Here is a 25,488-nt window from a genome sequence, read left to right as displayed (position 1 = left end):
GATGCAAGATTTATTATAAATTAACTTGGAGAGGGTATAATGAATCAAACTGAAAAAATTCGAAAAAGATATAATAGGGTTTCGAGAATTTATGATTTTTTAGAACAGCCAATGGAAATCATGGCATTAAAGAAGTGGCGAGTAGAAGTTACTAAGGAATTAAGAGGAAAAGTTCTTGGAGTAGGTGTAGGTACAGGAAAAAATATACCCTATTATCCAGATGATATTGATATAACTGCTATCGATTTTAGTGAAAAAATGCTTTTAAAGGCAATAGAGAAAGCAAAACAGTTGGATAAAAAAGTGGAATTAATTCATATGGATGTCCAAAGTATGGAGTTTCCAGATAATATTTTTGATTACGTCTTTACTACTTGTGTATTTTGTTCTGTTCCTGATCCAATAAAAGGTTTAAAAGAAATAAGACGAGTATGTAAACCTAATGGGAAAATAATTATGATTGAGCATGTACGAAGTGATAAAAAAGTATTTGGTTTATTAATGGATATATTTAATCCATTAATTGTAAATTTTTATGGTGCAAATATTAATAGAAGAACTGAGGAAAATATTAAAAAAGTAGGATTTGCAAATATAGATGTAATAAATTTAACTGGTGATATTGTAAAGAAAATAGTGATATATAATGAAAAATAAAAAAGAAAGTACCCATACTTTAATATTAAAATATAGGTGCATATCTTATAGAGAATTGAAATAGCAAGAAGAAATATAAATGAAAAAGTGGTTTTCTAATTTTTTAAGAAAATTAGAAAAAATAAATAAAGATAGCTTTGGGAGTGAAAGAATGGATTGCTGTTCAGTAAATCAGAAAAGCAATAATTCTAAAGTGAATAAAAATAAAGCATGATTAAAGAAGAACTTAAATGCCAGTCAAACTTACTTTTGCCTGGCATTTTCTTTTTTTATAAGATTGTATTTACTTGGAATTAATGTAGGAAGCTTTAGATATTTAATATCTATCTTAATTTCTTTAATGAATAAAAATATATTTGACAATAAAAAATTTCAGAAAAAATAGCCAATTACAGTTATGAAATATCTGAATCTGTATAGAGATTGAATTCAATGATTGATTAAGATGTAATAAAAATGAATTAAATTAATATATAGAAGTAAATAGGATATTTTTCAAGTGATTAGGAGGATATAATGAATTTTAAAAATGAAAAAGCTAAATTATATTTATTTGGGAAAATATTTATTGGATTATTAATAATTATTTTTGGATTCGTATATTTTGTTAATATTAGTAACAGAGAGTTAACAGCCAGAATACTAGGTATACAACAGATACTTTTAATATTATTGATGATTTTATTAGGGACACAAGAAAGTAATATCTAAGAAAAATAATATAGGTTATTTAAATTATTTTGCGGCAGGATTTATCTTAGCGATTTTTATTTTAAGTAGATTTTATTAACGTGGGAGAAGAAATAAACCTATCTTACTAAAATAGTAGGATAGGTTTTAATATTTATTTTAATAATCTGTTGATTTTTTTATATCAACTGTATATAATGTATATATACAGTTGATAACAGTTGAATAAATTATAAATGTAAGGTGAGGTGATTGTAGGGGTGAATATAATTATTTCTAATACATCCCAGGAACCTATTTATGCTCAGATTATTAGACAAATTAAACAAATAATATTAAATGGAGAACTTACTGAAGGAGAAATTCTTCCTTCTATAAGAGTATTAGCTAAGGAACTTCAAATTAGTGTAATAACAACCAAAAGAGCTTATGATGAACTTGAAAAAGAGGGATATATTGTCACAGTACAAGGTAAAGGAACTTATGTTTCTACTAAGAATAAAGAACTTGTAAAGGAGACTAAACTTAAATTCATTGAAGAAAAATTAGAGGAAGCTGTTATAGCTGGGAAAAGTATTGATTTAACATTAGAAGAAATACAAGAAATGCTAAAACTTTTTTATGAGGAGGTATAATATGGGAACAATTTTGGAGGTAAAAAATTTAAGAAAAGATTTTAAAGATTTTTCTTTAAAAGACATTAGTTTTTCTGTTGAAAAAGGATTTATAACAGGATTTATAGGACCAAATGGAGCTGGTAAGAGTACGACCATTAAGTTGATAATGAATTTATTGAAAAAGGATAATGGAGAAATTAAAATTTTTGGTTTAGATAATGTGAAAAATGAAGTTGATATCAAAAATAGAATTGGATTTGTATATGATGAAAATCATTTTTATGGAGAATTAACAATATCAGAAATGAAAAAAATAATTTCTCCATTATATGAGAATTGGGAAGAGGATATTTATAATAAATACTTAGAAAAGTTTAATTTACCATCAAATAAGAAGATTAAAAAATTGTCTAAAGGAATGAAGATGAAATTTTCATTAATAATTGCATTATCTCATCAAGCAGAATTATTTATTATGGATGAGCCAACATCTGGTCTTGATCCTATAGTGAGAAGTGAGTTACTAGATATCTTATCTTATATAATTCAGGATGAGAATAAAGGAGTGTTTTTTTCTACTCATATAACTTCAGATTTAGATAGAATAGCTGACTGTATAGTATTACTTAATAAGGGAGAAATAGTTCTTAATGATACTAAAGATGATATTTTAGATGATTATACTATTATAAAAGGTGATAAGAAAACTCTTCAAAATATTAGTGATACAGATTTTATTAGTATTAAAGAAAATAAATTTGGGTTTGAAGGATTGATAAGAAAGGAAAAAATTTTCAATAAATTTTCTAAACAAAATATTGTTACTGAAAAACCTAATTTAGAAGATATCATGTTATATTTTACAGGGAGGAATTTGAATGAGTAGTTTAATTATAAAGGATATATTATTAATTAAAAGGACAATCTTATTAGGATTTATTTATATGATATTTTTGGTGTTTGCATTTCAAAGTCTAGGAAGTGATGCTTTTATATCAGCTGTTGTTGCATTAACATATATACTTCTTATGACAACATTAGCATATGAAGAAATGAATCATTCTGATATTATTTTAAATAGTTTGCCAATTAAAAGAAGTAATATTGTGTTTTCAAAATATATATTAACATTCATATATTCAATTATAAGTTTATTAATATATTTCATTGTTGTATTTGTAATCAGTACATTAAATATTAATGTAAATGTGCATTATATGAATATTATGGAAATAGTGTGGACCTTATTTTATATAAGTGTATTTAGTGGAATTTATTTGCCAATATTTTTTAAGTTTGGATATGTAAAATCTAAGATTTTTAATGTGATTGTATATGTTTTCATTTTTTCTGGAGCATCAGTAATATCAAATATTTTTTTAGAAGATAGTAAGTATTTTTCTGTTAATTCTATTTTAAAATTTTTTCAAAATCACACAGAATTTCAAATATCAATTTGTTTGATAGGAATTACATTGGCTATTATATCAGTTTCTTATTTGATTTCTTTATATTTTTATAAAAATAGAGAATTTTAATTTAAAGTCTATCTTACTAAATAGTAAGATAGACTTTAATATTGTAAGGAAGTAGTTATGGTGTAGAGTGTTAGGAAACAATATAATGGGTGTAGAGAAAAACAAGTAAAGGAAGTGAATGAAAATGGAGATACTAAAAGTAGAGAATTTAAATAAGACTTATGGCAGTGAAATAAATAAAGTGGAAGCACTTAAGGATATAAATTTATCAGTAAATAATGGTGAATTTGTTTCTATAGTAGGATCATCAGGTTCAGGGAAAAGTACTCTTCTTCATTTATTAGGAGGTTTAGATAGACCTACAAATGGGAAGGTAATTGTAGATGGTGAAAGTATTTATGATTATAAGGAAGAAAGACTTGCTATTTTTAGAAGAAGAAAGATAGGTTTTATATTTCAATTTTTCAATCTAATACCTATATTAAATGTAAAAGAAAATATTGCTCTTCCAGCATTACTGGATAATGATAAGATAGATAAAAAATATTTAGATGAATTGATTAAAATTTTAGGTATGGAGGATAGAAAGGATCATCTTCCTTCAGAATTATCAGGGGGGCAACAACAAAGAGTAGCAATTGGAAGGGCATTATTCAATAAGCCTTCTATTATTCTTGCAGATGAACCTACAGGAAATCTTGATAGTGTTACATCAAAGGAAGTAGTAGAATTGTTGAAATTCACAGCAAAAAAATATAATCAAACATTAATATTAATTACTCATGAATTAAATATAGCTTCATTGGCTGATCGAATCATTACATTAAAAGATGGAGAAATAATATCAGATAAATATTTAAGGAATGAATAGGAGGTGAATAGTAAGTGATTACGAGATATAAACAACTTACTAAGAAATATTTAAAGAATAATAAGAAAAGATCTATGTTGACTATAATTGGAATTATTCTATCTGTATCTTTAATCTCATCTATTGGATTATTTTTAAAAGGGATGCAAGAGGTACAAATTGAAAAGGCAAAAAATACGTATGGTTCTCATCATTTACAATATACAAATCCAGATAAAGGACTTATAGAAAAAATATCTAATAATCCTAAAGTTGCAAGAAATGGGACATTCAATGTAGAAGAAGAATTTACTATTAATGATTCAATAGATGTACGTGAAATATCAGCTACTAATCAAGCTTTAGAATTACTTCCTTATCAAGTGAAAGAAGGAAGATTTCCTGAAGATGAAGGAGAAGTTGCTCTTGAAGGGTGGTTATTAAGATATATTGATTCCAATGCTGATATTGGTGGAAAGATTGAAATAAATAATGAGGAATATAGACTTGTAGGTATTTTAGAAAATAATATAATGGAACAGATAAATAATAGAGGTAATATTCTTAAGAAAGGTAACTATTCAGGTGAAAAAGAAACGGTATTATTAGTAGAGATTAGTTCAAAGACAAATTTAAAATCTGCAGTAAAGGAATTAAGTAAGCTAGGAGAAGAAGATGATTTTGAAAAGAATGAGGCTTTACTTGGAGTGCAAGGAGCATCAGAAAGAGATAATGAGGCTTTTTTAGGTTTATATATTGCAGTAGGAGTTATTATTTTGATAGTTGTTATTTCAACAATAGCAGTAATATATAATTCCTTCCAAATCAGTGTAATGGAACGTATAAAAGAATTTGGACTTTTAAGAGCAGTGGGTACAACGCCTAAACAAATAAGAAAGATTATTTTAAGGGAAGCAACATTATTATCTTTAATTGGTATACCTATAGGATTATTTTTTGGTATTGTAGCAATTTATTCTATTAGTTTTGCTTTCAAATTAATTGGTGGAGAAAATTTAGAAGTTTTCAAACCTGTTATATCTCCCACTATATTAGGATGTAGTGCAGCAATAGGTTTGGTTTCAATATATTTATCAGCTTTAATGCCATCAATATTTGCTAGTAAGATTTCACCATTGGTTGCTATTAGCAGTAGGAAGTCTATAAAGAAGGAAAAGATAAAACGAAGAAAAAGCCTACCTGTAAAGATTACAGGAAAATTATTAGGATTTGAGGGAGAATTAGCTCATAAAAATATAAAGAGAAATAGAAAAAGATATAGAATTACAGTTTTTTCTATTATAATAAGTGTAATATTGTTTATTACATTTAAATCCTTTGTAGATATGTCACTAACTGTGACTGATGGTTTAAAGGAATCACAGAATGTTCATTTTTCAATTACAAGAGGAGTACAAGGTACATCAGAAGGGATAACTATTGATGAAGATGTTATTAAAGAAATTGAAGATATTTCTTCTGTTAAAAAAGTCTATAAAGTATATGATGGATATGAATTTAATATGGAAATAGATAAGAATAAAGAAATTAAAGAACTTCAAGGTTTTGAACAGGATATTTACAGAGAGTCATCTTCTAATGGTAAGACAGAGATTTCTGGAAGTATTAATATTTATGATAAGAATGTTTTAGATGCATCTAAAAAATATGTAAAATCAGGAAATATTGATACTGAAGAATTAGATGAAGAAAATGGAGTAATATTAATAAGAAAAAATAGGATATTCAATTATGACACAAATAACACTTATTATGGTCCTGTAGCAGATATAAAAGTAGGAGACAAAATAAATGTTTCTGAAAGATTGTATTGGGATCAAGATGAAGAAAAAGCAGATAAATTAGGAGAAGAATTAAAGGTAGTAGCTATAGTTGAAGATGAAGTATTTAGTTATAATGGTAATCCAGAAGGTCTAAGGTTCATTACATCTAAAAATGTTGCTAAGAGATTTACGAAAGAGGAATCTTTATCACCTATAAATTTAAATATTGTTTTAAAAGATATAGAAAGTGAAAAGATGGCTATTGCAAAAATAGAAAATATAATTAAAGAAAATCCAGATTTAGAGATTATTAATCATATAGATAATAATAGGAAAAATAAATCTAGTATATTAATGATACAGATACTTCTTTATGGATTTGTAGTTGTTGTTTCTTTAATAGGAAGTGTAAATATAATTAACACTTTAACTACTAATATTTTATTAAGAAAGAGAGAGTTTGCTACATTGAGATCTATTGGTCTTACTCATAAAGGATTAAGAAAGATGATTGTATTAGAGGGTATGCTTTATGGAATCAAGGGCATAATATATGGTTCTATAATAGGAAGTATATTATCCTTCATTTTAGCTGGAGGAATAAATGAAGCAAGAGAATTTAGTTGGGGGATACCTTGGAGTACTATTGGTATTGCAGCAATAGCTACTCTTATAATTGGATATCTTTCAGTATTATATCCATTAGCTCGTATTAAAAAGGATAATTTAATAGAAACTATTAAAGGAGATTACTAAAGGAGAATTTTTATTCTCCTTTATTTGTTATAATAGAAGATAAGATTTGTTTTATATAGGATATTATACTTGTAAAGTAATGAATATATAATGCTTTAAGAGGTGATGAAATGTCTAAAATATTATTAGTAGAAGATGATAAAGCTTTATCTATGGGTATAGAGTTTACACTTAAAGAAAAGGGATATGAAGTATATACTGCAAGTACTCTAAAGGAAGGAAAAATTATACATAATGGGGAATCATTAGACCTTATTATATTGGATATTAATCTTCCTGATGGAAGTGGATATGACTTTTGTAGGTATATAAGGGAATCTAGTGAAATACCGATTATATTTTTAACGGCTTTAGATGAAGAAGTAAATGTAGTTTTAGGATTAGATATAGGTGGAGATGATTATATTACTAAACCTTTTAGAGTGGGAGAACTTTTATCTAGAATAAGAGCTTTATTGAGAAGAACTTTTAAAAATAATGATAATGATACTACATATATAAGTGGAGATTTAAAAATAAATACTTCCACTGTATATATTGATAAAAATGGAAAAGAAATTAATTTAACAGCTTTGGAATATAAATTATTGTTGATTTTTATAAATAGGCCTCAGCAATTATTAAAAAGAGAAGAAATTCTTAGTTCTTTAACAGAAGGAGAAGAAGCCTTTTTTGATGAAAATACATTATCAGTTTATATTAGAAGGTTAAGAGAAAAGATAGAGTATAATCCTAAAGAACCTCAATATATTATAACTCAAAGGGGATTAGGGTATAAGTGGCAAAAAGAAGTAATAAAGGAGTAATTTAAAATGAGAAATTATTTTATAAATCCTCAATTGAAGAGAAGTTCTATGATATTATCTATAATTATCATTACATTTTTTATATCGATATTTTTAATTTTGAATATGCAATATAATCAATTAAAAGATGATTATATAAATAGTTTTGGAGGAATAGTGTCAGAAATAAAAGAAAAAGATCCTGAATTAGCACAGGAAATAATACCTATACTTGTGAAAGAAACTTCTCAAGAACAAAGGGATAAAGGAGTTGAAATTTTAAAAGAGTATGGGCTAAGTAGAGAGCTTGAAAACAATTTATTTCCATACATAAATAGAACATATAGAAGTAATAATGAAATCTTTTTTTCGATATTTATTATGATGCTTTTGTTATTATTGACTTTTAATTATTGTTATCAGGTATATTTTTATAAAAGAATTAGAAGGATTACTTCTGGAGCTAAGAGTATTGTAGAAGGTCAATATGATACCTTTATAGAAGAGGATCAAGAAGGAGATTTCCCTAAATTAGTGACTGCATTTAATTCAATGGGAGGAATTATAAGAAATAATTTAGAGGAACTTAATGGAGAAAAACAATTTTTAGTAGATTTATTATCAGATATTTCCCATCAATTAAAAACTCCTTTATCTTCTATGATTGTTTATAATGATATCATGTTAAATAAAAATCTATCCAGAGAACAACAGTTGACATTTTTAAAAAATAATGAAAATCAATTAGAACGAATGGAATGGTTAATTAAAAGTCTTCTCAGATTAGCTAGACTAGATGTACATGCTATTAAGTTTGAGAGAAAGAATAATGATTTAAATACGACTATTGAAGAATCAATTGAAATGATAGAAAGTAAAGCGATAGAAAAGAAAGTATCTATTGATTTTAGTCAAGATGAAAAAGTATTTTTAGAACATGATATTTATTGGTTAAAAGAAGCGTTAATGAATATATTTATAAATAGTATAGAACATAGTAATTCTGGTGATAAGATAAATGTAGAAATATTAGAAAATCCTATATATAAAAGAATCATTATTGAAGATCAGGGTGAGGGAATTAGTGAAGAGGATTTGCCTAATATATTTAGGCGATTTTATAAATCTAAGAGATCTCAAAAGAGTGATTCTGTGGGCATAGGATTAGCACTATCTAAAGCTATAATTGGGGGACATGGAGGAATAATTGAAGCTGAAAGTCAATTAGGAGAAGGAACAAAATTTATTATTACATTTCTAAAATATTAAAATAAAAAGTTACAAAAACCCCAGAATATTTATAAATATTTTGGGGTTTTTAATGAATAGATATAGATTATTATGTAAAAATTAGTCGAAAAATATTGTGATGTTAAATTATTTATTATATTCTTAAATAAAGATTTATATATCCAAATATTTCTATAATAAAAAATAATGATTAATATGAATTAAAAGAGCAAACTTATCGAAAGGTAAGGACGCAAAGCCAAGGGTCTAAATTATAAATTAATAGGTTAGCCGGTTGCAGAATACGGTAGATTAACCCCCTTTTTGCTTACATTATGTAAACATAAAGGGGGTTTAATTTAAATAAAAATTAAAAGGAGGTGACATAAAATTGAATAAGCAATATAGTTTGTTTAAACTTGAGAATCAAAAATATGGAATAGAAATTATGAAAGTAAAAGAAATTACAGAATATGAAAAGAGCACATAAATTCCTAATGTACCAGTTTTTGTTGAAGGTATTATTAATTTGAGGGAAGATATTATTCCTGTAATTAATCTAAAAAAGAAGTTTAATATGAAAGAATGGGAGGTTCAAGAAAATAGTAGGATAATTATTATAAATATAGATAATAGGCAAATTGGTATAGTTGTTGATGATGCTTCTGAAGTTGTAAACCTACATCAGAAATATATAGATGATTCACCAGATATAGCTATGAATATTGATGAAAAATATATTATGGGGATAGGTAGAATGGATGAAGAAGTCATAATATTATTAGATTTGACAGAACTTCTTTTTATTGGTGAAAAAAATGTAAATTAAATATTAAATTTAATGGAGGAACTAAAATGGAAAAAACAAAATATAAAATTAAAGATAAAAATATAAGAAAATTTAAATTTGGATTTAAATTTAAAAGTATTAGAGCAAAATTAATAGCTTATTTTTCTATATTAATTTTAGCTGCATCTATTGCATCAGGAGCTATTTCTCTAGGAAATGCTGTTAATTCTCTTACTAAAAAATCAGAAGAGTCATTAGCCTCATTATCATATGAAGCATCAAGATTAACAGAAAGTCGAATTGAAACTCAAAGTCGAACATTAGAAACAATGTCACAAATGGAAGAAATACAAAGTATGGATTGGGAAGTACAACAGCCTATATTACAAAGACAAGTAGAGAAAACAAATTTTATTGATATTGCTGTTGTTGATCTTAATGGTTTTGCTCAGTATTCAGATGGTACAACCAATGAACTAGGTGATAGAGATTATATAAAAAAGGCCTTAAATGGTGAAATTAGTATATCAGATTTATTGATTAGTCGTGTAACAAATGAATTAGTTTTAATGTATGCAGTACCTATTGAAAGAGATGGTAATGTAGTAGGTGCATTAATTAGTCGTAGCAATGGGGAGGCTCTAAGTGATATTGTAGATGATACAGGTTTTGGAGAAAGTGGATATGGATATATCATTAATAATAATGGAACAGTAGTTGCTCATCCCGATAGAGATAAGGTAATGAATGAATTTAATCCAACGGAGGAAGTAAAAAAAGATGAAAGCTTAACATCATTAGCAGAATTATTTAATGAAATATTAAAAGAAAAAAAGGGAGTAAGTGATTACTCTTTTAATGGTAATAATCTATATGCTGGATATTCACCTATTGAAGGTACGAATTGGATATTTATTATTACTGCTGATCAAGAAGAAGTATTAGAAGCAATTCCTGGACTTCAAAGAAGTATTATGATAGCTACAATCATTATTTTAATAGTGAGTATTTTTATAGTTTATATAATTGGTAGTTCAATGACAAAACCAATTATAAAAACAGTAGATTATTCAGAAAAAATAGCCAAGCTTGATATTACACAAGATGTAGATGAAAAATATCTTAAAAAGAAAGATGAGCTTGGATATCTATCAAGGGCATTGCAAAATATAACAAATAGTTTTAGAGATATTATTAAGGAAATAGGTAATTCTTCAGAACAAGTATCTGCTGCTTCAGAAGAGTTGACAGCTACATCACAACAATCAGCTACTGCGGCAGAAGAAGTATCCAAAACAGTAGAAGAAATTGCAAGAGGAGCTTCTGAACAGGCCCAAAATACGGAAGGAGGTTCTAATAAGGCTATACAATTAGGAAATGCGATTGAAAAAAATCAGGCTCACATGGAGAACTTAAATAAAGCATCAAATAATGTTGTAACAGTAGTTAATGATGGTTTAGAAGAAATTGAGAATTTATATAAAATAACAAAGGAAAGTAATGGAGCATCAAAAGAGATTCATGAAGCAATTTTAAAGACTAATGAAAGTTCTAATAAAATTGGTGAAGCAAGTAATGTGATTGCATCTATTGCAGAACAGACTAATCTTTTAGCTTTAAATGCAGCTATAGAGGCAGCAAGAGCAGGGGATGCTGGAAAAGGATTTGCGGTAGTGGCAGAAGAAATCAGAAAATTAGCTGAGGAATCTTCTGTGTCAACAAAGGCTATTGATGAAATAGTGAAAGAGTTACAAAATAATTCTCATGATGCTGTTAATACAATAAAAAGAATATCCACTATAGTTGAGCAACAAACAAAAAGTGTCATTAATAGTAAAAATAAATATGAGATGATAGCAGATTCTATGAAAGATTCAGAAATAGCCGTTGAAGAGTTGAATATTTCAAGTGATGAAATGAATAATATGAAAAATAAAATCCTTGATACTCTTCAGAATCTTTCTGCTATTGCAGAAGAAAACTCTGCTTCTACTCAGCAGGCATCGGCATCAATGGAAGAACAGACTGCTTCTATCGAAGAGATTGCAGGTGCAAGTGAGAGTTTGGCAAGTTTAGCTCAGGATTTACAGTCGGTTATTAAAAAATTTAGAGTTTAACTGATAAATATATTAATAGAAAGGCCTATAAATGCATATGCATTTATAGACTTTTCTATTTTACAATGTGTAATATACTTATTAATGAGATTTATATTTAAAATATAAAAAATTAAGAAGGAATAAAGGGGGATTATGTAGAAGTATGATTGGAACGGGTGAAATTAATGAAAAGAGGTGTTATTATGAAACTTGAAGTAAAGAATGTACGTAAAAGTTTTTCATATACAGAAATTCTACATGGGATATCTTTCTCAGTAGAAAGTGGTAAAGCTCTAGGTTTATTAGGAAGAAATGGAGCGGGAAAAACTACTACTATTAGAATAATTATGAATTTATTTAATGCAAATAGTGGAGATATTCTTTTAGATGGACAAAAATTTGTAGCGGGAAATTATCAGATAGGATATTTACCAGAAGAAAGAGGATTATATCCCAAGAAAAAAGTTTTAGAGCAATTAATATATTTAGGCCAACTTAGAGGGTTAAGTAATAAGGAGGCTAAGGAGAATACATTATATTGGTTAAAAAGGCTAGGAGTAGAAGAATATAAAAACAAGAAGTTAGAAACATTGTCAAAAGGAAATCAACAAAAAGTTCAATTAGCAGAAACATTCATATGCAACCCAGAAATTATAATATTAGATGAACCTTTTAGTGGATTAGATCCAGTGAATTCTCAAATTTTAAAGGAAATTATTAGAGAATTGATAAATGATAATAAGTTATTAATTTTTTCTAGTCATCAAATGAATTATGTGGAAGAATTTTGTGAAGAAATAGCTTTAATAAATAAAGGAGAAATAGTTTTAACAGGAAATTTAAAAGAGATAAAAAGAAAATATGGTATGAATAGATTAACTATAAAAGAAGTAAATTTATCTCCTGATAAATTAGAGGAAATTTTTATAGATGATTTAAGAGATATTGCTAAAGTGGTGGATAGAAAGAAAGATTATTTAATAATAGAATTATTAGAAGATAAGACGAAAAATGATTTATTTAATGCTGTAGTAAAATTAAATCTAGATATTGAGAACTTTTCAGTATATGAGCCGACGTTAGAAGATATTTTTGTTAAAAAGGTAGGTGATAGTTAATGAAAGATTTTTTCACTGTATTAAAATTTGAACTTATGGGGTTTTTGAAAAATAAGACCTTTTTAATATCCACGATAATTATTTGCGTGTTATTAATTGTTGGATTATCCATACCTACTATAAAGGATACATTTTTTGATTCTGAAAAGGATACTGGGGAAGATTCCGTTGATTCAGATGATATATATGGTTATATAAATAGGGATGAATCTTTAATAAATATTAAAGATTTAGAAGAAAGCTTTTTTGTAGGAAAATTAGTAGAATATGAAAATCAAGAGAAATTAGAAAAGGATATAAATTCTGGAGAAATAGAAGCTGGATATATTATAGAAACTCCTACTAAATATCGATATATTATAAAAAATAATGAGATGTTAGATTCTAATAGAACATTCTTTGAAGAAGCATTAATGAGAGCATATAGGATGAGCGGTTTTAAACAATTGGGAATTGAATATAGTGAAGTAGAAGGATTAATTTCTCCTAATATGGAATATGATACAGATATTTTAGGAAAAGATAGTAGTAGTAATTATCTTTATACCTATATTTTAGTATTTGTCCTTTACTTTATGATAATCATTTATGGTCAATTAGTTGCAACATCGGTAGCTAGTGAAAAGAGTAATAGAACTATGGAAGTTTTAGTTACTAGTACAGATAGTAGTAATTTAATATTTGGTAAAGTTATAGGAGGAGCATTAGCTGGAATAATACAGGTTGGATTAGTTATTTTAATATCTATGACTACCTATAATCTAAATGCCGATGCTTGGGATAATAAATTAGATTTTGTATTTAAGATACCTTCAGAAGTACTTCTTACTTTTTCTATTTTTGGGATATTAGGTTATCTTTTTTATACATTTATTTTTGGAACTTTAGGAGCATTAGTTTCAAGAACGGAAGATGTGAGCTCTAGTTCTACACCAATAACTATAATATTTATTGGTGTGTTTGGTGCAGCTATGATGGGAATGTATAATACTGAAAGTATGGTATTAAAAGTAACTTCTTTTATTCCTTTTAGTTCATTTATGTCAATGTTTGTAAGAGTATCAATGGGAACTGTATCAACTATTGAGATAATTATTTCATTAGTTATATTAACTGTATCTACGGTATTAATAGGAATCTTAGCTTCTAAAATTTATAGAATGGCTACTCTTATGTATGGCAATCCTATTAAGTTAAAAAATGCTTTTAAATTAATAAGAAAAAAATAAGTATATATAGGTATTGTGATGAAAGAATTTTGTAAGCATCTGATAGTAATTTTACTATTAGATGCTTATTTTTAATAAAAATTTAGAAAGTTAAATTGTATTAATAGATTGTTGTTTTACTTGATTTTTTAAGATAAGCATGGTAATATGGAAACATGATTATATGAAAATTAAATAAATTTTTAAGGTGTAGTATTATACTTAATAGGGAATGTGGTGAAAAGCCATGACAGCCCCCGCTACTGTAAGTGTGGACAAACTCATAAAACCACTGTTTTTTAAAAATGGGAAGGATGAGCAGAGAATGAAGCACAAGTCAGGAGACCTGCCTTAGAGAATTATAAATTACCTACGGAGGGGAGGAGTAAATAAATATAGTTTAAATTCGTAAACCTTCTTATTGTAGAGGGCTTTTTTTATTTTAAATATAATTATAGGAGGAAGAATGATGAAAGGATTAAAAAAAGTACTTATTTTAATTATGGTTGTCTTAATGGTTTTTACGTGGACAGCTTGTTCTAATAGTGATGGTAAAGATAATACATCTAATAATGGAGATAATAATATAGAATCAACAGAAACAGTATATCCATTGACTGTTGTTGACGATTTAGGAAATGAAGTTATATTTGAAAAGGCTCCAGAAAAAATTGTATCTATTTCACCTAGTAATACAGAAATATTATTTGCTTTAGGATTAGGGGATAAGGTTATTGGTAGAGATAATTATAGTAATTATCCTGAGGAGGCACAAGATATAGAAGTTGTTGGAGATTATGATGGACCAAATACGGAAGCAATCATTGATTTAGACCCTAATGTAGTTTTTGCTTTTAGATCTATTCCAGAAGATATAAAACAGCTTTTAGAGGCCTCTGAAATAAAGTTAGTAGTTTTTAATTCATCTAGTATTGATGATGTTTTTAAGAGTATTGAAACTATTGGGCAGATAACTAATGTAAAAGAAAAATCTGATGAAGTAATTGATAATATGAAGAATGAGAGAGAAGAAATTATTACTAAATTAAAGGATGTAAAAAGTAAGAAAGTCTTTATAGATCTTGGTGATTTTTATTCTGTAGGACCAGATTCTTTTATTGATTCTATGTTACAGGAAATAAATGCAAGCAATATTGCATCAGATGCTGATACTCCATATCCTCAATTGAGTTTAGAAAAAGTAATTGAGGCTAATCCAGACATTTATATATCTACATTTACATCAGCAGAAGATATTAAAAAGTTAGAGGGAATTCAGGCTATTGATGCATTTAAAAATGATGATATTGTAGAAATCACATCCGGGACACCAGAAAATGATATTATTCAGCGTCCAGGACCGAGAGTAATAGATGGTTTAGAGATTTATGCAAAGGCTATTTATCCTGAAGTATTTGAAGAATAAATATAAAAGAGACAACCTTTTAGGGTTGTCCCTTTTAATGAAAAGGGAGATGTCATGAAGAGATTTATTCAAAAATATTTTCTATTTTTTATTATAATTATTGCATTTATTACTATATTTATTTGTACTACTATTGGAGTTGCAGATATTTCTGTTAGTCAAACTATTCAAATTTTGTTTCATAAGATTACAGGTATAGGTAATATAGAAGGAGTAAAAGATTCTACTATATCAATTATATGGAATTTAAGATTTCCAAGAGTCTTGCTAGCCTTACTTGTAGGTGGCTCTCTATCTATGTGTGGTGTTTCTTATCAAGGCATATTTAAGAATTCAATGGCGGATCCTTTCCTATTAGGTGTGTCATCAGGGGCAGCTTTAGGAGCAAGCATTGGAATAATTCTTGGATTGAACAATTCTTTTCTAAGAGTAGATATGATTTCTATACTTGCTTTTATTTTTGCTATGCTTACTTTGGTAGTAGTATATAATATTTCGAGAGTGGGAAAAAAGGTACCTGTTTCTACTTTGCTATTAAGTGGTATTGCTTTATCCCAATTTTTATCTGCAATGAATTCTATTTTGATGATTTTTTCAGATCAAATGAGTAGAATTATTTATTGGACTATGGGCAGCTTTAATGGGAAAAGTTGGGAAGATATGATGTTAATTTTTCCATATGCAATTATTGGATTTATTATTTTATATATATTGCATAGGCAAATGGATATTATGCTTTTAGGAGAAGATACAGCTTCACAGCTTGGAGTAAATACAGATAGATTAAAATTGATAGTTTTAGTAGTTACGACTTTTGTAACGGCAGCAACCGTTAGTGTTACTGGTATTATCGGATTTGTGGGGTTAGTTATTCCTCATATAGTTAGAATTTTTGTAGGACCCAAACATAAAAAAATGTATCCTTATTCTTTTATGTTAGGTGGAGTATTTCTTATTTTTTGTGATACTATTGCTCGATCTTTAATGAAGCAAGAGATACCAGTTGGAGTGATTACTTCTATATTTGGAGGACCATTCTTTGTTTATTTATTAAAAAAGAGAAAACGTGGAGGCATATAGATGAAGGAAGAAGTATTAAAAATTGAGGATCTTGTTGTAGCTTATGGCAATAAAAAAATCATAGATGGATTGAATGCATCTATTTATAAAGGAGAATTTGTAGGAATTATCGGTCCTAATGGAACAGGAAAGTCTACATTAATTAAAGCTATTACTAGTATTATTGATTCTGAGAATGGTTCGATTTTTATTAAGGGAAATAAGCATACAAATTTATCAAAACGTCAATTAGCAAAATTAGTAGCAGTTGTACCTCAGGAATTTAATATTGAGTATGATTTTACTAATTTTGATATTGTGATGATGGGAAGGAATCCTCATATTGCTAGAAAAAACAAACTAGGAAAAAAGGATTATGAAGTAGTTAAGGAAGCCATGGTTATGACTAATACTTGGAAATTTAAAGATAGATTTTTTAATGAATTAAGTGGTGGTGAAAGACAGAGGGTAATTGTAGCTCGTGCAATTGCGCAACAATCTAGTATTATTCTATTAGATGAACCTACTTCTCATTTAGATATCCATCATCAATTAGAAATTATGGAACTTATTTATATGTTGAAAGAAAAAAGAGATATAACAGTTGTGGCTGTTTTGCATGATATTAATATGGCTGCTAGATTTAGTGATAGATTAATTTTATTGCATAATGGACAAGTTCTTGCACAGGGTAATCCAGAAGAGGTTGTGAAGGAAGAAAATCTGTCTAAGGTTTATGATATGGAGATGATTGTGCGGAATAATAAAATATTAGGTAAAAAAGAGATTCTTCCTTTGCGAGTTATTAAAAAAGAAATAAATAGAAAACATATAAAGATTCATGTAATATGTGGTGGTGATACTGGAGGAGAGATATTAGAACAATTAAATTCTCTTGGCTTTCAAGTATCAGCTGGAGTAGTTAATCAGGGGGATAGTGATTGGGAGATATGTAATATATTAAAGATTCCTTGTGTAGATGCACCTCCTTTTTCACATTTTACTTCAAAGGAAGCATCTGAAAGTTTAGAATTTATTCGTCAATCAGATTATGTTTTGGTGACAAATGTTCCTTATGGAAAAGGAAATTTGATTAATCTCCAAGTATTAAAGGAAACTAAAATTCCGATTTATTTTTTAAAGAATGAAATGCAAATTGATTATACACAGGGACAAGCTACAGAAATATTAAATGAATTAAAGAATAAAGAAAATTTTCATTTCATTTTAGAATATAAAGAATTTCTAGAAAAAATTCATATAATGAATTAATTATATATTTTTAAATCTTTTATATAATCATTGACAAATAATAAATATAAAAATATAATACTTATATACTCATATGAGTATATAAGTATTATATTTTTAATGAAAGGATGTAATTGTATGGATAAATTAGTGAATTTATTCAAAGTTTTATCAGATGAAACAAGAATACGAATTTTAAATTTACTCTATCATAGAAAATTATGTGTATGTCAAATGCAAGGAATATTAGAAGAGAGTCAGCCTAAGATATCAAAGCATTTAAGTAAGTTAAAAGATAAAGGGTTTGTTAAAGATGAAAGACAAGAGCAATTTATATTTTATTATTTAGATAATGAAAATCAAATGCTTAAAGGAATATTAGATAATATTATTTCAAGTATTGATGATTATTCTGTTTTAAAAAAAGATATAGAAAGACTTCCTATAGCAGAGGAATGTATTAATGAAAAAATCAAATCCCAAAATATTTAAGGCAGGTGATTATGATGAATATAATATCAAGTGTATTTAGTACTCTTAATGATCAATTATTAAAAATGACATGGCTTCATAAACTTATTAAGTTTTTAGTGGAAAAAGTGTTTGGATTGTCTATTGAGGAAAGATTAGGAGGAAGCATACATTTTTTCATTTATGATGTAATAAAAATATTTATTTTGCTTTCAGTACTTATATTTGTAATATCTTATATTCAAAGTTTCTTTCCACCAGAGAGAACTAAAAAAATATTAGGAAGGTTTAGAGGAATTACATCAAATATTTTAGCCGCTTTACTTGGAACTGTGACACCTTTTTGTTCATGTTCTTCTATACCACTATTTATTGGATTTACTAATGCAGGGTTACCAATAGGTACTACATTTTCATTTTTGATTTCTTCACCTTTGGTAGATTTAGCATCGGTTATTTTACTTGCTAGTATATTTAATTGGAAGACATCTATAGCATATGTTATTGTAGGCTTAATATTAGCAGTTTTAGGAGGAGGAATTATTAGTAAGTTAAAACTTGATAAGTATGTTGAATCTTTTGTTTATAATAATAAAATGATTGAAAGTGAAGAAGAAGAGTTAACTTCCTATGAAAGAATAGAATTTGCAAAGAATCAAGTATTAGATATTATTAAAAAAGTATGGCTATATATATTAATAGGTGTTGGAATAGGAGCGGCTATTCATAATTATATTCCAGAATCCATTATTTCTGCAATATTGGGCAAAGATAAATGGTATTCAGTTCTTGTAGCAACTTTTGTAGGAGTACCTATGTATGCAGATATATTTGGAACATTGCCTATTGCAGAAGCTTTGATAACAAAAGGAGTAGGCTTAGGAACAGCATTATCTTTCATGATGGGGGTAACTGCTCTGTCGATGCCGTCCATGATTATGCTTTCAAAGGTTGTTAAACCAAAGTTATTAGGAATGTTTTTTGGAATAGTAACGATTGGAATAATTATTATTGGATATATTTTTAATGCCTTTGGATATTTATTTATTTAAATTAAATATAAATATATTAATTATAAAAAGGAGCGTGTGTTATGATTATTAAAATTTTAGGTTCAGGTTGTGCTAATTGTACAAAATTAGAGAAAAATGTTAAAAAGGCTGTGGATGAGTTAGGTATTGATGCTACGATTGAGAAAGTTACAGATTTTAAAGATATTATGTCTTATGGCGTAATGAAGACTCCAGCTTTAGTGATAGATGAAGATGTAAAGATTGTTGGGAAAGTAGCAAAACCAGAAGAAATAAAAAAATATTTATAAGACAAATTTAAAATAGGCATTCAAAAATTTGGGATGTCTATTTTAAATTTATAGAATTGAGAATTCTTAGTATTTTTGTAAAAGTATCAATATTTGTCTAAAAGATAGTATTAATAGCGTATAATAGGTAGATAATGGAATATATATTATAAATATCAACATTCAAGTTCAAACTTAAAATGCTAATGCATTGGAACATTATTGAATAAATCTAGATTAATATTTATAAGAGTATATATAATAAGTGAGAAAGGTTGTAAAATTAATGAATAAAAAAATTTTATTTATTATTGTAGGTTTAATAGTGCTAGTTGTGGTTATTATAGGATATTTAAATATGAAAAAAGAATATATAGAAGAAACTCCACCATTACAGAAAATAGAACCAGATGAAGAAAAAGATCCTATAATTAAGAAAATTGAAGAAATGACTTTAGAAGAGAAGATAGGACAAATGGTTATAGTAGGATTTGATGATTATACATTAGATGATAATACAAAGAAATTGATAGAAGAGTATTATGTGGGAGGATTTATTTTATTTAGTAAAAATATAAAAGATTCATATCAACTTTTAAAATTGACAAATAATTTAAAGATTATAAATTCTAATAATAATGATATTCCATTGTTTATGTCTGTTGATGAGGAAGGTGGTAGAGTAAGTAGAATGCCAGATGAAATTAGAAAAATACCTTCTAATAAAGTAATAGGACATATTGAAGATAAAGATTTTTCTTATAATGTAGGCAAATTAATTGCAAAAGAAATAAAGCTTATGGGATTTAATATGAATTTTGCACCAGTCTTAGATATAGATAGTAATCCTAATAATCCAGTAATTGGTGATAGGGCTTTTGGTTCTAATGAAAAAATCGTAAGTGAATTAGGTATTGAAACAATGAAAGGAATTCAGTCAGAGGGAGTTATATCTGTAGTTAAACATTTTCCTGGACATGGAGATACATCGATAGATTCTCATGTAGGGTTACCTGTTATTAAAAAAAATATAGAAGAGATAATGAATTTTGAACTTGTTCCCTTTAAAGAGGCTATAAATAATAAGACAGATTCAATAATGATTGCTCATATTATTTTTGAGAACATAGATGCAGAAAATGTAGCTACTTTGTCAAAAGAAATTATTAATAATCTTTTAAGAAAAGAGTTAGGATTTGATGGTTTAGTTGTTACAGATGATATGACAATGGGAGCGATTACAGAAAATTATAATATAGAAGATGCAGCCATTAAGTCTGTAGATGCTGGGAGTGATATTATTTTAGTCTGTCATGGATATGAAAATCAAATAAATGTATTAAAGGAATTAAGAACCGCAGTAAAAGATGGGAGAATATCAGAGGAAAGAATTGATAAGAGTATATATAGAATATTGAAATTGAAAGGTAAGTATGAATTAAAGGATGAAACAATTGAGAATATTGATATAGATAAAATCAATAATGATATAAGGAGACTTTTGAATGAAAAGGGATCTAATTAAAGGGATGAAAGGTAAATATTAGTATTATTTTATGTTATAATAAAGATGAGAGTATATATTAAATAAAAAGTATTATTTGAAAAAAATGAAATATAAATAGGTGGAGTGATACATATGAAAAAAATAACTTTTGGACTAATAATTTTAGCTATTTCAATAATCTTTTTAGGATGTTCATCATCAACTAAAGAGGTGAGTGGAGTGAATAAATTAAAAGGAATTGAGTATGAGATTGTAGAAAATGTTCCTCGGAATATAGAAAATAGTATAGAAGATATTAAAGAAAATCAAGGATATAAGGTAATAGAATCTAAAGAAAATGGAAAGTACATATATATAGGCTTAGGAGAAAAAAACACTGGTGGATATGATATTGTCATAGAAAAGGTTGAGAAAGATGATAATATTACTAAAATAACTATAATGGAATATAAGCCTAAAACAGATGATATGGTGACTCAAGCAATAACTTATCCTTATAAAATTATTAAAATAGAAGATATAGAAGATGTAAAAGATATAAAAGTAGTGACAATTAAAGGTAAAGAATTTAAAATAATAGAATAAGTAAAATTAATTATTAAGTTAAAAAGATAATTTCTGTAAAATATAGAAATTATCTTTTTTAGTTGTCATATATGTTTGTATTGTAGATAGTCATAAAAAACAATATAATATTAGGAATTTTGTAATATTTTTGTAACTTTTTTGTACCTATTTGTAACCCAAAAGTCTAATAAATAGTGTAGAATAATTGTATATCTAGGAATTAAAATTCGACATTTTATACTGTAGGGGGACAAGAAATGAGTAAAAAAGTGAACAAAAGATTACGAAGAATAAGGTTTATTATTTTATGTATAATATTTATATTAGGAATATTGACCTTGTTTGGGAAATGGACAACCATTAGTGAAAAAGAGAATAGTAAAGAAAAAGAATATGCTAAGGAAAAAATAATAAAAGAAAAAGCAGAAAAAGAGAAAAAGTCAGATAAAGATGATGAGGAGAATCAAGTAAAAAATTCAGATAAAAAAATTGAAAAAAATAAATCAAAAGATCATGAAGAATCTAAAAAAGTTTCATATAGTACACATGTTTCAGTACCTAGTGAAGAAGCTTATTTAAAAGATGGTAGAAAAATGGCTTTTTTAACGTTTGATGATGGACCTAGTAAGAATACCATAAAGATTTTAAAAATACTTAATCAAAAAAATGTTAAAGCAACTTTTTTTGTATTAGGTCAATTGGCTGAAAAAAATGATAATATAATTCGAGATATATATGATAATGGACATAGCATAGGTAATCATACTTATTCTCATAATTATAGTAAAATATATTCGAATGTTAATATTCTATTAAATGAAATAGATAGAACGGATAATATATTAAAAGAAATATTAGGAGAAGATTTTAATAGTAAATTATTTAGATTTCCAGGAGGTTCTTTTGGAGAGAAAAAATCTCCCTTTAGAACCGCAGTATTAAATAATGGATATAAGTATATAGATTGGAATGCTTTAAATAGAGATTCAGAAAAAAAGAGATTTAGTGTAAATGAATTGATTGAAAATATAAAGGATACTGTAGAGGGAAAAGAAAAAGCTGTTATATTAATGCATGATGCACCTACAAAAACATCTACAGTAGAGATGTTACCTGATGTTATAGATTATCTTAAAAGCGAAGGTTATGAATTTGGAGTATTGGAGTAAAGTTTTGAATTAAGGTTTATATTAAATTATAGATAATATTATATAGAATAGAAGATAATTCTTCTAAACCTACATATATAGAAACAATTTGGGGATATGGATATAGATGTGTAATGAGAGATTAATACTAAGACTTTTATTTTAACTATATATTGGGTATACTTCATATAAGAAAAAGATAGGAGGGATTATTTTGAGTTTTAAAGTAAATTATAAAGTTACATGGGTAGGAATAAAGGATTGGGAACTTAGAGATTTTCATGGAGATGAATATTCTACTCATAGGGGAACTACATATAATTCATATTTAATCAGAGATGAAAAAACTGTACTTATTGATACAGTTTGGATGCCTTTTGCTAAAGAATATATAGAAAGATTAAAAAAGGAGATTGATTTAGATGAGATTGATTATATTATAGCCAACCATGGAGAAATTGATCATAGTGGTGCTTTGGTAGAACTCATGAGGGAAATTCCTAATACTCCAATATATTGTACTAAAGCTGCGATAAATTCGATAAAAGGTCATTATCATCAGGACTGGAATTTTGTTGAAGTTAAAACCGGAGATGAACTTAATATAGGAAAAAGTAAATTAGTATTTATAGAAGCAAAAATGTTACATTGGCCTGATAGTATGTTTACATATATGACTAAAGATAATATGTTATTTAGCAATGATGCTTTTGGACAGCATTATGTATCTGATCCAATGTTTAATGATTTAGTAAATGAAGAAGAATTATATCAAGAAGCTATTAAATATTATGCTAATATATTAACACCATTTTCTCCTCTAGTTACAAGAAAAATTAAAGAGGTATTAGATTTTAAATTGCCTGTAGATATGATATGTACAAGTCATGGAGTTATATGGAGAGATAATCCTGTTCAAATAATTGAAAAGTATTTAGAATGGGCTGATGGATATCAAGAAAACCAGATAACTTTAATATATGATAGTATGTGGCATGGAACTAGAAGAATGGCTGAGGCAATAGCAGAAGGAATTAAAGATGTAGAAAAAGATACTAGAATAAAATTATTTAATGGAGCAAAAACTGATAAGAATGATATATTAACAGAAGTATTTAAATCTAAAGCAGTATTAATTGGGTCTTCTACCGTGAATAATGGACTTTTATATTCTATTTCAGGATTATTAGAAATGATGAAAGGTATGAAATATAAAAACAAAAAATTTGCAGCCTTTGGAAGTTATGGTTGGAGTGGAGAAGGCATTAAGATAATAAATGACGAATTAAAAGATGCCAAATATGATGTTGTAAATGAAGGCATAAGAGAATTATGGAATCCAGATGATGTTCAAATAGAAAGATGTAAAAACTTTGGGAAAGATTTTGCTGAAAAGATAAAATGATATTTAATTTTAAATAGCCCTTATAATATATATATTATAAGGGCTATTTCTATAAGTGCTTATGCATAAATAATAAATGATATTAGGAATTTCGTTTATATGTTATCCAAAAATAAAAGCTTATTATTATATGAATAAACAAAAAGAATTAAAATAATATTATAAAATTTTAATATCTTTTATAGTAATAGTATTTCTTGTGTAATCAATTAGTCCTTCCTGTTTCATTTTCATTAATTCTCTAGAAAGGGAAGGACGATGAACACCAATTTTTTCTGCCCATTCTTTTTTAGTGATTTTCATTTTCAATGTCAAAGTATTTTGAAGTTTATATTCGTATTTTAAATAATCTAAAATACAGTCTCTAATAGTTTTTAGAGATATATCATGGATTTTATTACTTATTATAAGAGTTTTGTTAGAAATTGACTTTAATAATTCAGACAAAAATTGTTTGTTGTTTTGACATAAATCTAAAACTAGTGATTTTTTTATATTTAATATTATTGATTCATCCTTTGATATAACATTCATTGGATAATAATTGTTGTCAGCAAATATCATCTGTCCTCCAAAGGAATCTCCTGGATAGAAATTAGTAATTGTCAATATATTACCATTTTCATCTAATTTTTGAATAGAAACTTTTCCAGAGATTAATATATCGAAGGATGAACATTCTTCATTTTGAAAGTATATTATTTCATCCTTTGAATATTTTTTTGTAGAAAGTTCATTAGATTCAAATAGTTTTTTTAGTCTATCATTAGAAATATCATTAAATAATGGATTTGATTGAATAATATTTAAGAAATTTTTATTAATAATAAAAAATCATCCTTTCGTAACAATAGTTACAGAAATTACTTATATAAATAATTATAATTGATGTATAACTAAATATAAAGGAGGATTTTTAATGATTGAAAAATTATTTGAATATGATAATGGTAATGATAAAAAGATAGAAAAAATTATAAATGATAAAAATCTACATTTGAATCATATGATATTTTCTAAGAATAAAGGTCTACCTCAACATAATGCAAATTCAAATGTTTATATGATTGTGATAAGGGGTGTGTTATCTCTACAATTAGACAAACAAGAGGAGCATAAATATGAGAAAGGTAGTATTATTAATATTCCATACAAAACATTAATGAATGTGAATAATAAAGATGATGAAACTCTTGAGATATTTGTAATAAAAGCTCCTAATCCTAAAGGAGGCCACTGAAAATCTTATGATTATTGAGTGAAACTAAAAATTTATAATGAAAAAATACTAC

At 26.6% G+C, this 25,488-nt stretch carries 26 protein-coding genes and 2 riboswitches; of the genes, 25 read left to right on the top strand and 1 reads right to left on the bottom strand.

Annotated elements, in window-relative coordinates; all coding sequences use genetic code 11:
- Positions 1-39: 39 nt before the first annotated feature.
- The 24 genes from GOQ29_RS00615 to GOQ29_RS00505 all read left to right on the top strand — a co-directional run bounded on the left by GOQ29_RS00615 (position 40) and on the right by GOQ29_RS00505 (position 24,196).
- On the top strand, positions 40-657 hold the full coding sequence (locus GOQ29_RS00615; RefSeq protein ID WP_203370419.1) for a class I SAM-dependent methyltransferase: 618 nt from the start codon (positions 40-42) through the stop codon (positions 655-657).
- Positions 658-736: 79 nt separating this feature from the next.
- On the top strand, positions 737-871 hold the full coding sequence (locus GOQ29_RS14505) for an LDCC motif putative metal-binding protein (RefSeq protein WP_252187466.1): 135 nt from the start codon (positions 737-739) through the stop codon (positions 869-871).
- A 302-nt stretch (positions 872-1,173) separates the two neighbouring features.
- Positions 1,174-1,368, top strand: coding sequence for a hypothetical protein (locus GOQ29_RS00610; RefSeq protein WP_203370418.1), 195 nt, complete (start codon positions 1,174-1,176; stop codon positions 1,366-1,368).
- 239 nt (positions 1,369-1,607) lie between these two features.
- A complete protein-coding gene (locus tag GOQ29_RS00605; RefSeq protein WP_203370417.1) occupies positions 1,608-1,982 on the top strand; it encodes a GntR family transcriptional regulator in 375 nt (124 codons plus the stop codon).
- A gap of 1 nt (position 1,983) precedes the next feature.
- Positions 1,984-2,850, top strand: coding sequence for an ABC transporter ATP-binding protein (locus tag GOQ29_RS00600; RefSeq protein WP_203370416.1), 867 nt, complete (start codon positions 1,984-1,986; stop codon positions 2,848-2,850).
- Positions 2,843-3,502: an ABC-2 transporter permease gene (locus GOQ29_RS00595; RefSeq protein WP_203370415.1), complete on the top strand. Its 660-nt coding sequence runs from the start codon at positions 2,843-2,845 to the stop codon at positions 3,500-3,502. Before GOQ29_RS00600 ends, GOQ29_RS00595 begins: the two co-directional genes overlap by 8 nt.
- Before the next feature lie 124 nt (positions 3,503-3,626).
- Positions 3,627-4,313 (top strand): ABC transporter ATP-binding protein, encoded by a 687-nt coding sequence (locus GOQ29_RS00590; protein WP_203370414.1) that lies wholly within the window; start codon positions 3,627-3,629, stop codon positions 4,311-4,313.
- Positions 4,314-4,327: 14 nt separating this feature from the next.
- A complete protein-coding gene (locus tag GOQ29_RS00585; protein ID WP_203370413.1) occupies positions 4,328-6,832 on the top strand; it encodes an ABC transporter permease in 2,505 nt (834 codons plus the stop codon).
- Between the two features lie 110 nt (positions 6,833-6,942).
- Complete coding sequence (locus tag GOQ29_RS00580; RefSeq protein WP_203370412.1) at positions 6,943-7,638, top strand: response regulator transcription factor; 696 nt, start codon at positions 6,943-6,945, stop codon at positions 7,636-7,638.
- A 6-nt stretch (positions 7,639-7,644) separates the two neighbouring features.
- Positions 7,645-8,886, top strand: coding sequence for a sensor histidine kinase (locus GOQ29_RS00575; RefSeq protein ID WP_203370411.1), 1,242 nt, complete (start codon positions 7,645-7,647; stop codon positions 8,884-8,886).
- Positions 8,887-9,065: 179 nt separating this feature from the next.
- A riboswitch (cyclic di-GMP riboswitch) is annotated at positions 9,066-9,150 on the top strand.
- A gap of 187 nt (positions 9,151-9,337) precedes the next feature.
- Positions 9,338-9,676 (top strand): chemotaxis protein CheW, encoded by a 339-nt coding sequence (locus GOQ29_RS00570; protein WP_350445948.1) that lies wholly within the window; start codon positions 9,338-9,340, stop codon positions 9,674-9,676.
- Between the two features lie 26 nt (positions 9,677-9,702).
- The gene (locus GOQ29_RS00565) at positions 9,703-11,754 is read left to right on the top strand and encodes a methyl-accepting chemotaxis protein (RefSeq protein ID WP_203370410.1); all 2,052 of its coding nucleotides are present in this window, start codon (positions 9,703-9,705) and stop codon (positions 11,752-11,754) included.
- 185 nt (positions 11,755-11,939) lie between these two features.
- A complete protein-coding gene (locus tag GOQ29_RS00560) occupies positions 11,940-12,854 on the top strand; it encodes an ABC transporter ATP-binding protein (protein WP_203370409.1) in 915 nt (304 codons plus the stop codon).
- Complete coding sequence (locus GOQ29_RS00555; protein ID WP_203370408.1) at positions 12,854-14,083, top strand: ABC transporter permease; 1,230 nt, start codon at positions 12,854-12,856, stop codon at positions 14,081-14,083. The genes GOQ29_RS00560 and GOQ29_RS00555 overlap by 1 nt, the downstream gene beginning before the upstream one ends.
- 168 nt (positions 14,084-14,251) lie before the next feature.
- Positions 14,252-14,430, top strand: a riboswitch (cobalamin riboswitch).
- 101 nt (positions 14,431-14,531) lie between these two features.
- Positions 14,532-15,488 (top strand): ABC transporter substrate-binding protein, encoded by a 957-nt coding sequence (locus GOQ29_RS00550; protein WP_203370407.1) that lies wholly within the window; start codon positions 14,532-14,534, stop codon positions 15,486-15,488.
- Between the two features lie 54 nt (positions 15,489-15,542).
- Positions 15,543-16,568 carry a FecCD family ABC transporter permease gene (locus GOQ29_RS00545; protein WP_203370406.1) on the top strand — a complete coding sequence of 342 codons (1,026 nt, stop codon included), beginning with the start codon at positions 15,543-15,545 and terminating at the stop codon, positions 16,566-16,568.
- A complete protein-coding gene (locus GOQ29_RS00540; RefSeq protein WP_203370405.1) occupies positions 16,569-17,819 on the top strand; it encodes an ABC transporter ATP-binding protein in 1,251 nt (416 codons plus the stop codon). It begins immediately after the preceding gene.
- A 117-nt stretch (positions 17,820-17,936) separates the two neighbouring features.
- On the top strand, positions 17,937-18,290 hold the full coding sequence (locus GOQ29_RS00535) for an ArsR/SmtB family transcription factor (protein WP_203370404.1): 354 nt from the start codon (positions 17,937-17,939) through the stop codon (positions 18,288-18,290).
- Positions 18,291-18,304: 14 nt separating this feature from the next.
- Complete coding sequence (locus GOQ29_RS00530; protein WP_203370403.1) at positions 18,305-19,321, top strand: permease; 1,017 nt, start codon at positions 18,305-18,307, stop codon at positions 19,319-19,321.
- 41 nt (positions 19,322-19,362) lie between these two features.
- Positions 19,363-19,590, top strand: coding sequence for a thioredoxin family protein (locus GOQ29_RS00525; protein ID WP_203370402.1), 228 nt, complete (start codon positions 19,363-19,365; stop codon positions 19,588-19,590).
- Between the two features lie 265 nt (positions 19,591-19,855).
- Complete coding sequence (nagZ, locus tag GOQ29_RS00520) at positions 19,856-21,094, top strand: beta-N-acetylhexosaminidase (protein WP_203370401.1); 1,239 nt, start codon at positions 19,856-19,858, stop codon at positions 21,092-21,094.
- A gap of 114 nt (positions 21,095-21,208) precedes the next feature.
- Positions 21,209-21,661 carry a protease complex subunit PrcB family protein gene (locus GOQ29_RS00515; RefSeq protein WP_203370400.1) on the top strand — a complete coding sequence of 151 codons (453 nt, stop codon included), beginning with the start codon at positions 21,209-21,211 and terminating at the stop codon, positions 21,659-21,661.
- A gap of 239 nt (positions 21,662-21,900) precedes the next feature.
- Positions 21,901-22,812 carry a polysaccharide deacetylase family protein gene (locus tag GOQ29_RS00510; RefSeq protein WP_203370399.1) on the top strand — a complete coding sequence of 304 codons (912 nt, stop codon included), beginning with the start codon at positions 21,901-21,903 and terminating at the stop codon, positions 22,810-22,812.
- A 193-nt stretch (positions 22,813-23,005) separates the two neighbouring features.
- The gene (locus tag GOQ29_RS00505) at positions 23,006-24,196 is read left to right on the top strand and encodes an anaerobic nitric oxide reductase flavorubredoxin (protein WP_203370398.1); all 1,191 of its coding nucleotides are present in this window, start codon (positions 23,006-23,008) and stop codon (positions 24,194-24,196) included.
- Positions 24,197-24,355: 159 nt separating this feature from the next.
- On the opposite strand, the gene GOQ29_RS14910 is transcribed toward GOQ29_RS00505, so the two are convergent.
- Entirely contained in the window at positions 24,356-24,970 is a 615-nt protein-coding gene (locus GOQ29_RS14910) for a Crp/Fnr family transcriptional regulator (protein ID WP_350445947.1), read from the bottom strand.
- Positions 24,971-25,115: 145 nt separating this feature from the next.
- Here GOQ29_RS14910 and GOQ29_RS00495 point away from each other — a divergent pair, with 145 nt between their 5' ends.
- On the top strand, positions 25,116-25,436 hold the full coding sequence (locus GOQ29_RS00495; RefSeq protein ID WP_203370396.1) for a cupin domain-containing protein: 321 nt from the start codon (positions 25,116-25,118) through the stop codon (positions 25,434-25,436).
- The last annotated feature ends 52 nt before the right edge of the window (positions 25,437-25,488 follow it).

This window comes from Anaeromonas gelatinilytica (genome assembly GCF_016820635.1).
In the GTDB taxonomy this organism is placed as follows: Bacteria; Bacillota; Clostridia; order Tissierellales; family SIT17; genus Anaeromonas; species Anaeromonas gelatinilytica.
This window is presented reverse-complemented; position numbering and strand designations above follow the sequence as displayed.

What these genes read in the sequence shown, in the direction of transcription:
- GOQ29_RS14505 (WP_252187466.1), top strand. Translation starts at nt 737, where the DNA reads ATGAAAAAGTGGTTTTCTAATTTTTTAAGAAAATTAGAAAAAATAAAT.
- GOQ29_RS00610 (WP_203370418.1), top strand. Translation starts at nt 1,174, where the DNA reads ATGAATTTTAAAAATGAAAAAGCTAAATTATATTTATTTGGGAAAATA.
- GOQ29_RS00590 (WP_203370414.1), top strand. Translation starts at nt 3,627, where the DNA reads ATGGAGATACTAAAAGTAGAGAATTTAAATAAGACTTATGGCAGTGAA.
- GOQ29_RS00515 (WP_203370400.1), top strand. Translation starts at nt 21,209, where the DNA reads ATGAAAAAAATAACTTTTGGACTAATAATTTTAGCTATTTCAATAATC.
- GOQ29_RS00510 (WP_203370399.1), top strand. Translation starts at nt 21,901, where the DNA reads ATGAGTAAAAAAGTGAACAAAAGATTACGAAGAATAAGGTTTATTATT.
- GOQ29_RS00545 (WP_203370406.1), top strand. Translation starts at nt 15,543, where the DNA reads ATGAAGAGATTTATTCAAAAATATTTTCTATTTTTTATTATAATTATT.
- GOQ29_RS00565 (WP_203370410.1), top strand. Translation starts at nt 9,703, where the DNA reads ATGGAAAAAACAAAATATAAAATTAAAGATAAAAATATAAGAAAATTT.
- GOQ29_RS00555 (WP_203370408.1), top strand. Translation starts at nt 12,854, where the DNA reads ATGAAAGATTTTTTCACTGTATTAAAATTTGAACTTATGGGGTTTTTG.
- GOQ29_RS00615 (WP_203370419.1), top strand. Translation starts at nt 40, where the DNA reads ATGAATCAAACTGAAAAAATTCGAAAAAGATATAATAGGGTTTCGAGA.
- GOQ29_RS00495 (WP_203370396.1), top strand. Translation starts at nt 25,116, where the DNA reads ATGATTGAAAAATTATTTGAATATGATAATGGTAATGATAAAAAGATA.
- GOQ29_RS00580 (WP_203370412.1), top strand. Translation starts at nt 6,943, where the DNA reads ATGTCTAAAATATTATTAGTAGAAGATGATAAAGCTTTATCTATGGGT.
- GOQ29_RS00600 (WP_203370416.1), top strand. Translation starts at nt 1,984, where the DNA reads ATGGGAACAATTTTGGAGGTAAAAAATTTAAGAAAAGATTTTAAAGAT.
- GOQ29_RS00575 (WP_203370411.1), top strand. Translation starts at nt 7,645, where the DNA reads ATGAGAAATTATTTTATAAATCCTCAATTGAAGAGAAGTTCTATGATA.
- GOQ29_RS00525 (WP_203370402.1), top strand. Translation starts at nt 19,363, where the DNA reads ATGATTATTAAAATTTTAGGTTCAGGTTGTGCTAATTGTACAAAATTA.
- GOQ29_RS00550 (WP_203370407.1), top strand. Translation starts at nt 14,532, where the DNA reads ATGAAAGGATTAAAAAAAGTACTTATTTTAATTATGGTTGTCTTAATG.
- GOQ29_RS00560 (WP_203370409.1), top strand. Translation starts at nt 11,940, where the DNA reads ATGAAACTTGAAGTAAAGAATGTACGTAAAAGTTTTTCATATACAGAA.
- GOQ29_RS00535 (WP_203370404.1), top strand. Translation starts at nt 17,937, where the DNA reads ATGGATAAATTAGTGAATTTATTCAAAGTTTTATCAGATGAAACAAGA.
- GOQ29_RS00540 (WP_203370405.1), top strand. Translation starts at nt 16,569, where the DNA reads ATGAAGGAAGAAGTATTAAAAATTGAGGATCTTGTTGTAGCTTATGGC.
- GOQ29_RS00530 (WP_203370403.1), top strand. Translation starts at nt 18,305, where the DNA reads ATGAATATAATATCAAGTGTATTTAGTACTCTTAATGATCAATTATTA.
- nagZ (WP_203370401.1), top strand. Translation starts at nt 19,856, where the DNA reads ATGAATAAAAAAATTTTATTTATTATTGTAGGTTTAATAGTGCTAGTT.
- GOQ29_RS00595 (WP_203370415.1), top strand. Translation starts at nt 2,843, where the DNA reads ATGAGTAGTTTAATTATAAAGGATATATTATTAATTAAAAGGACAATC.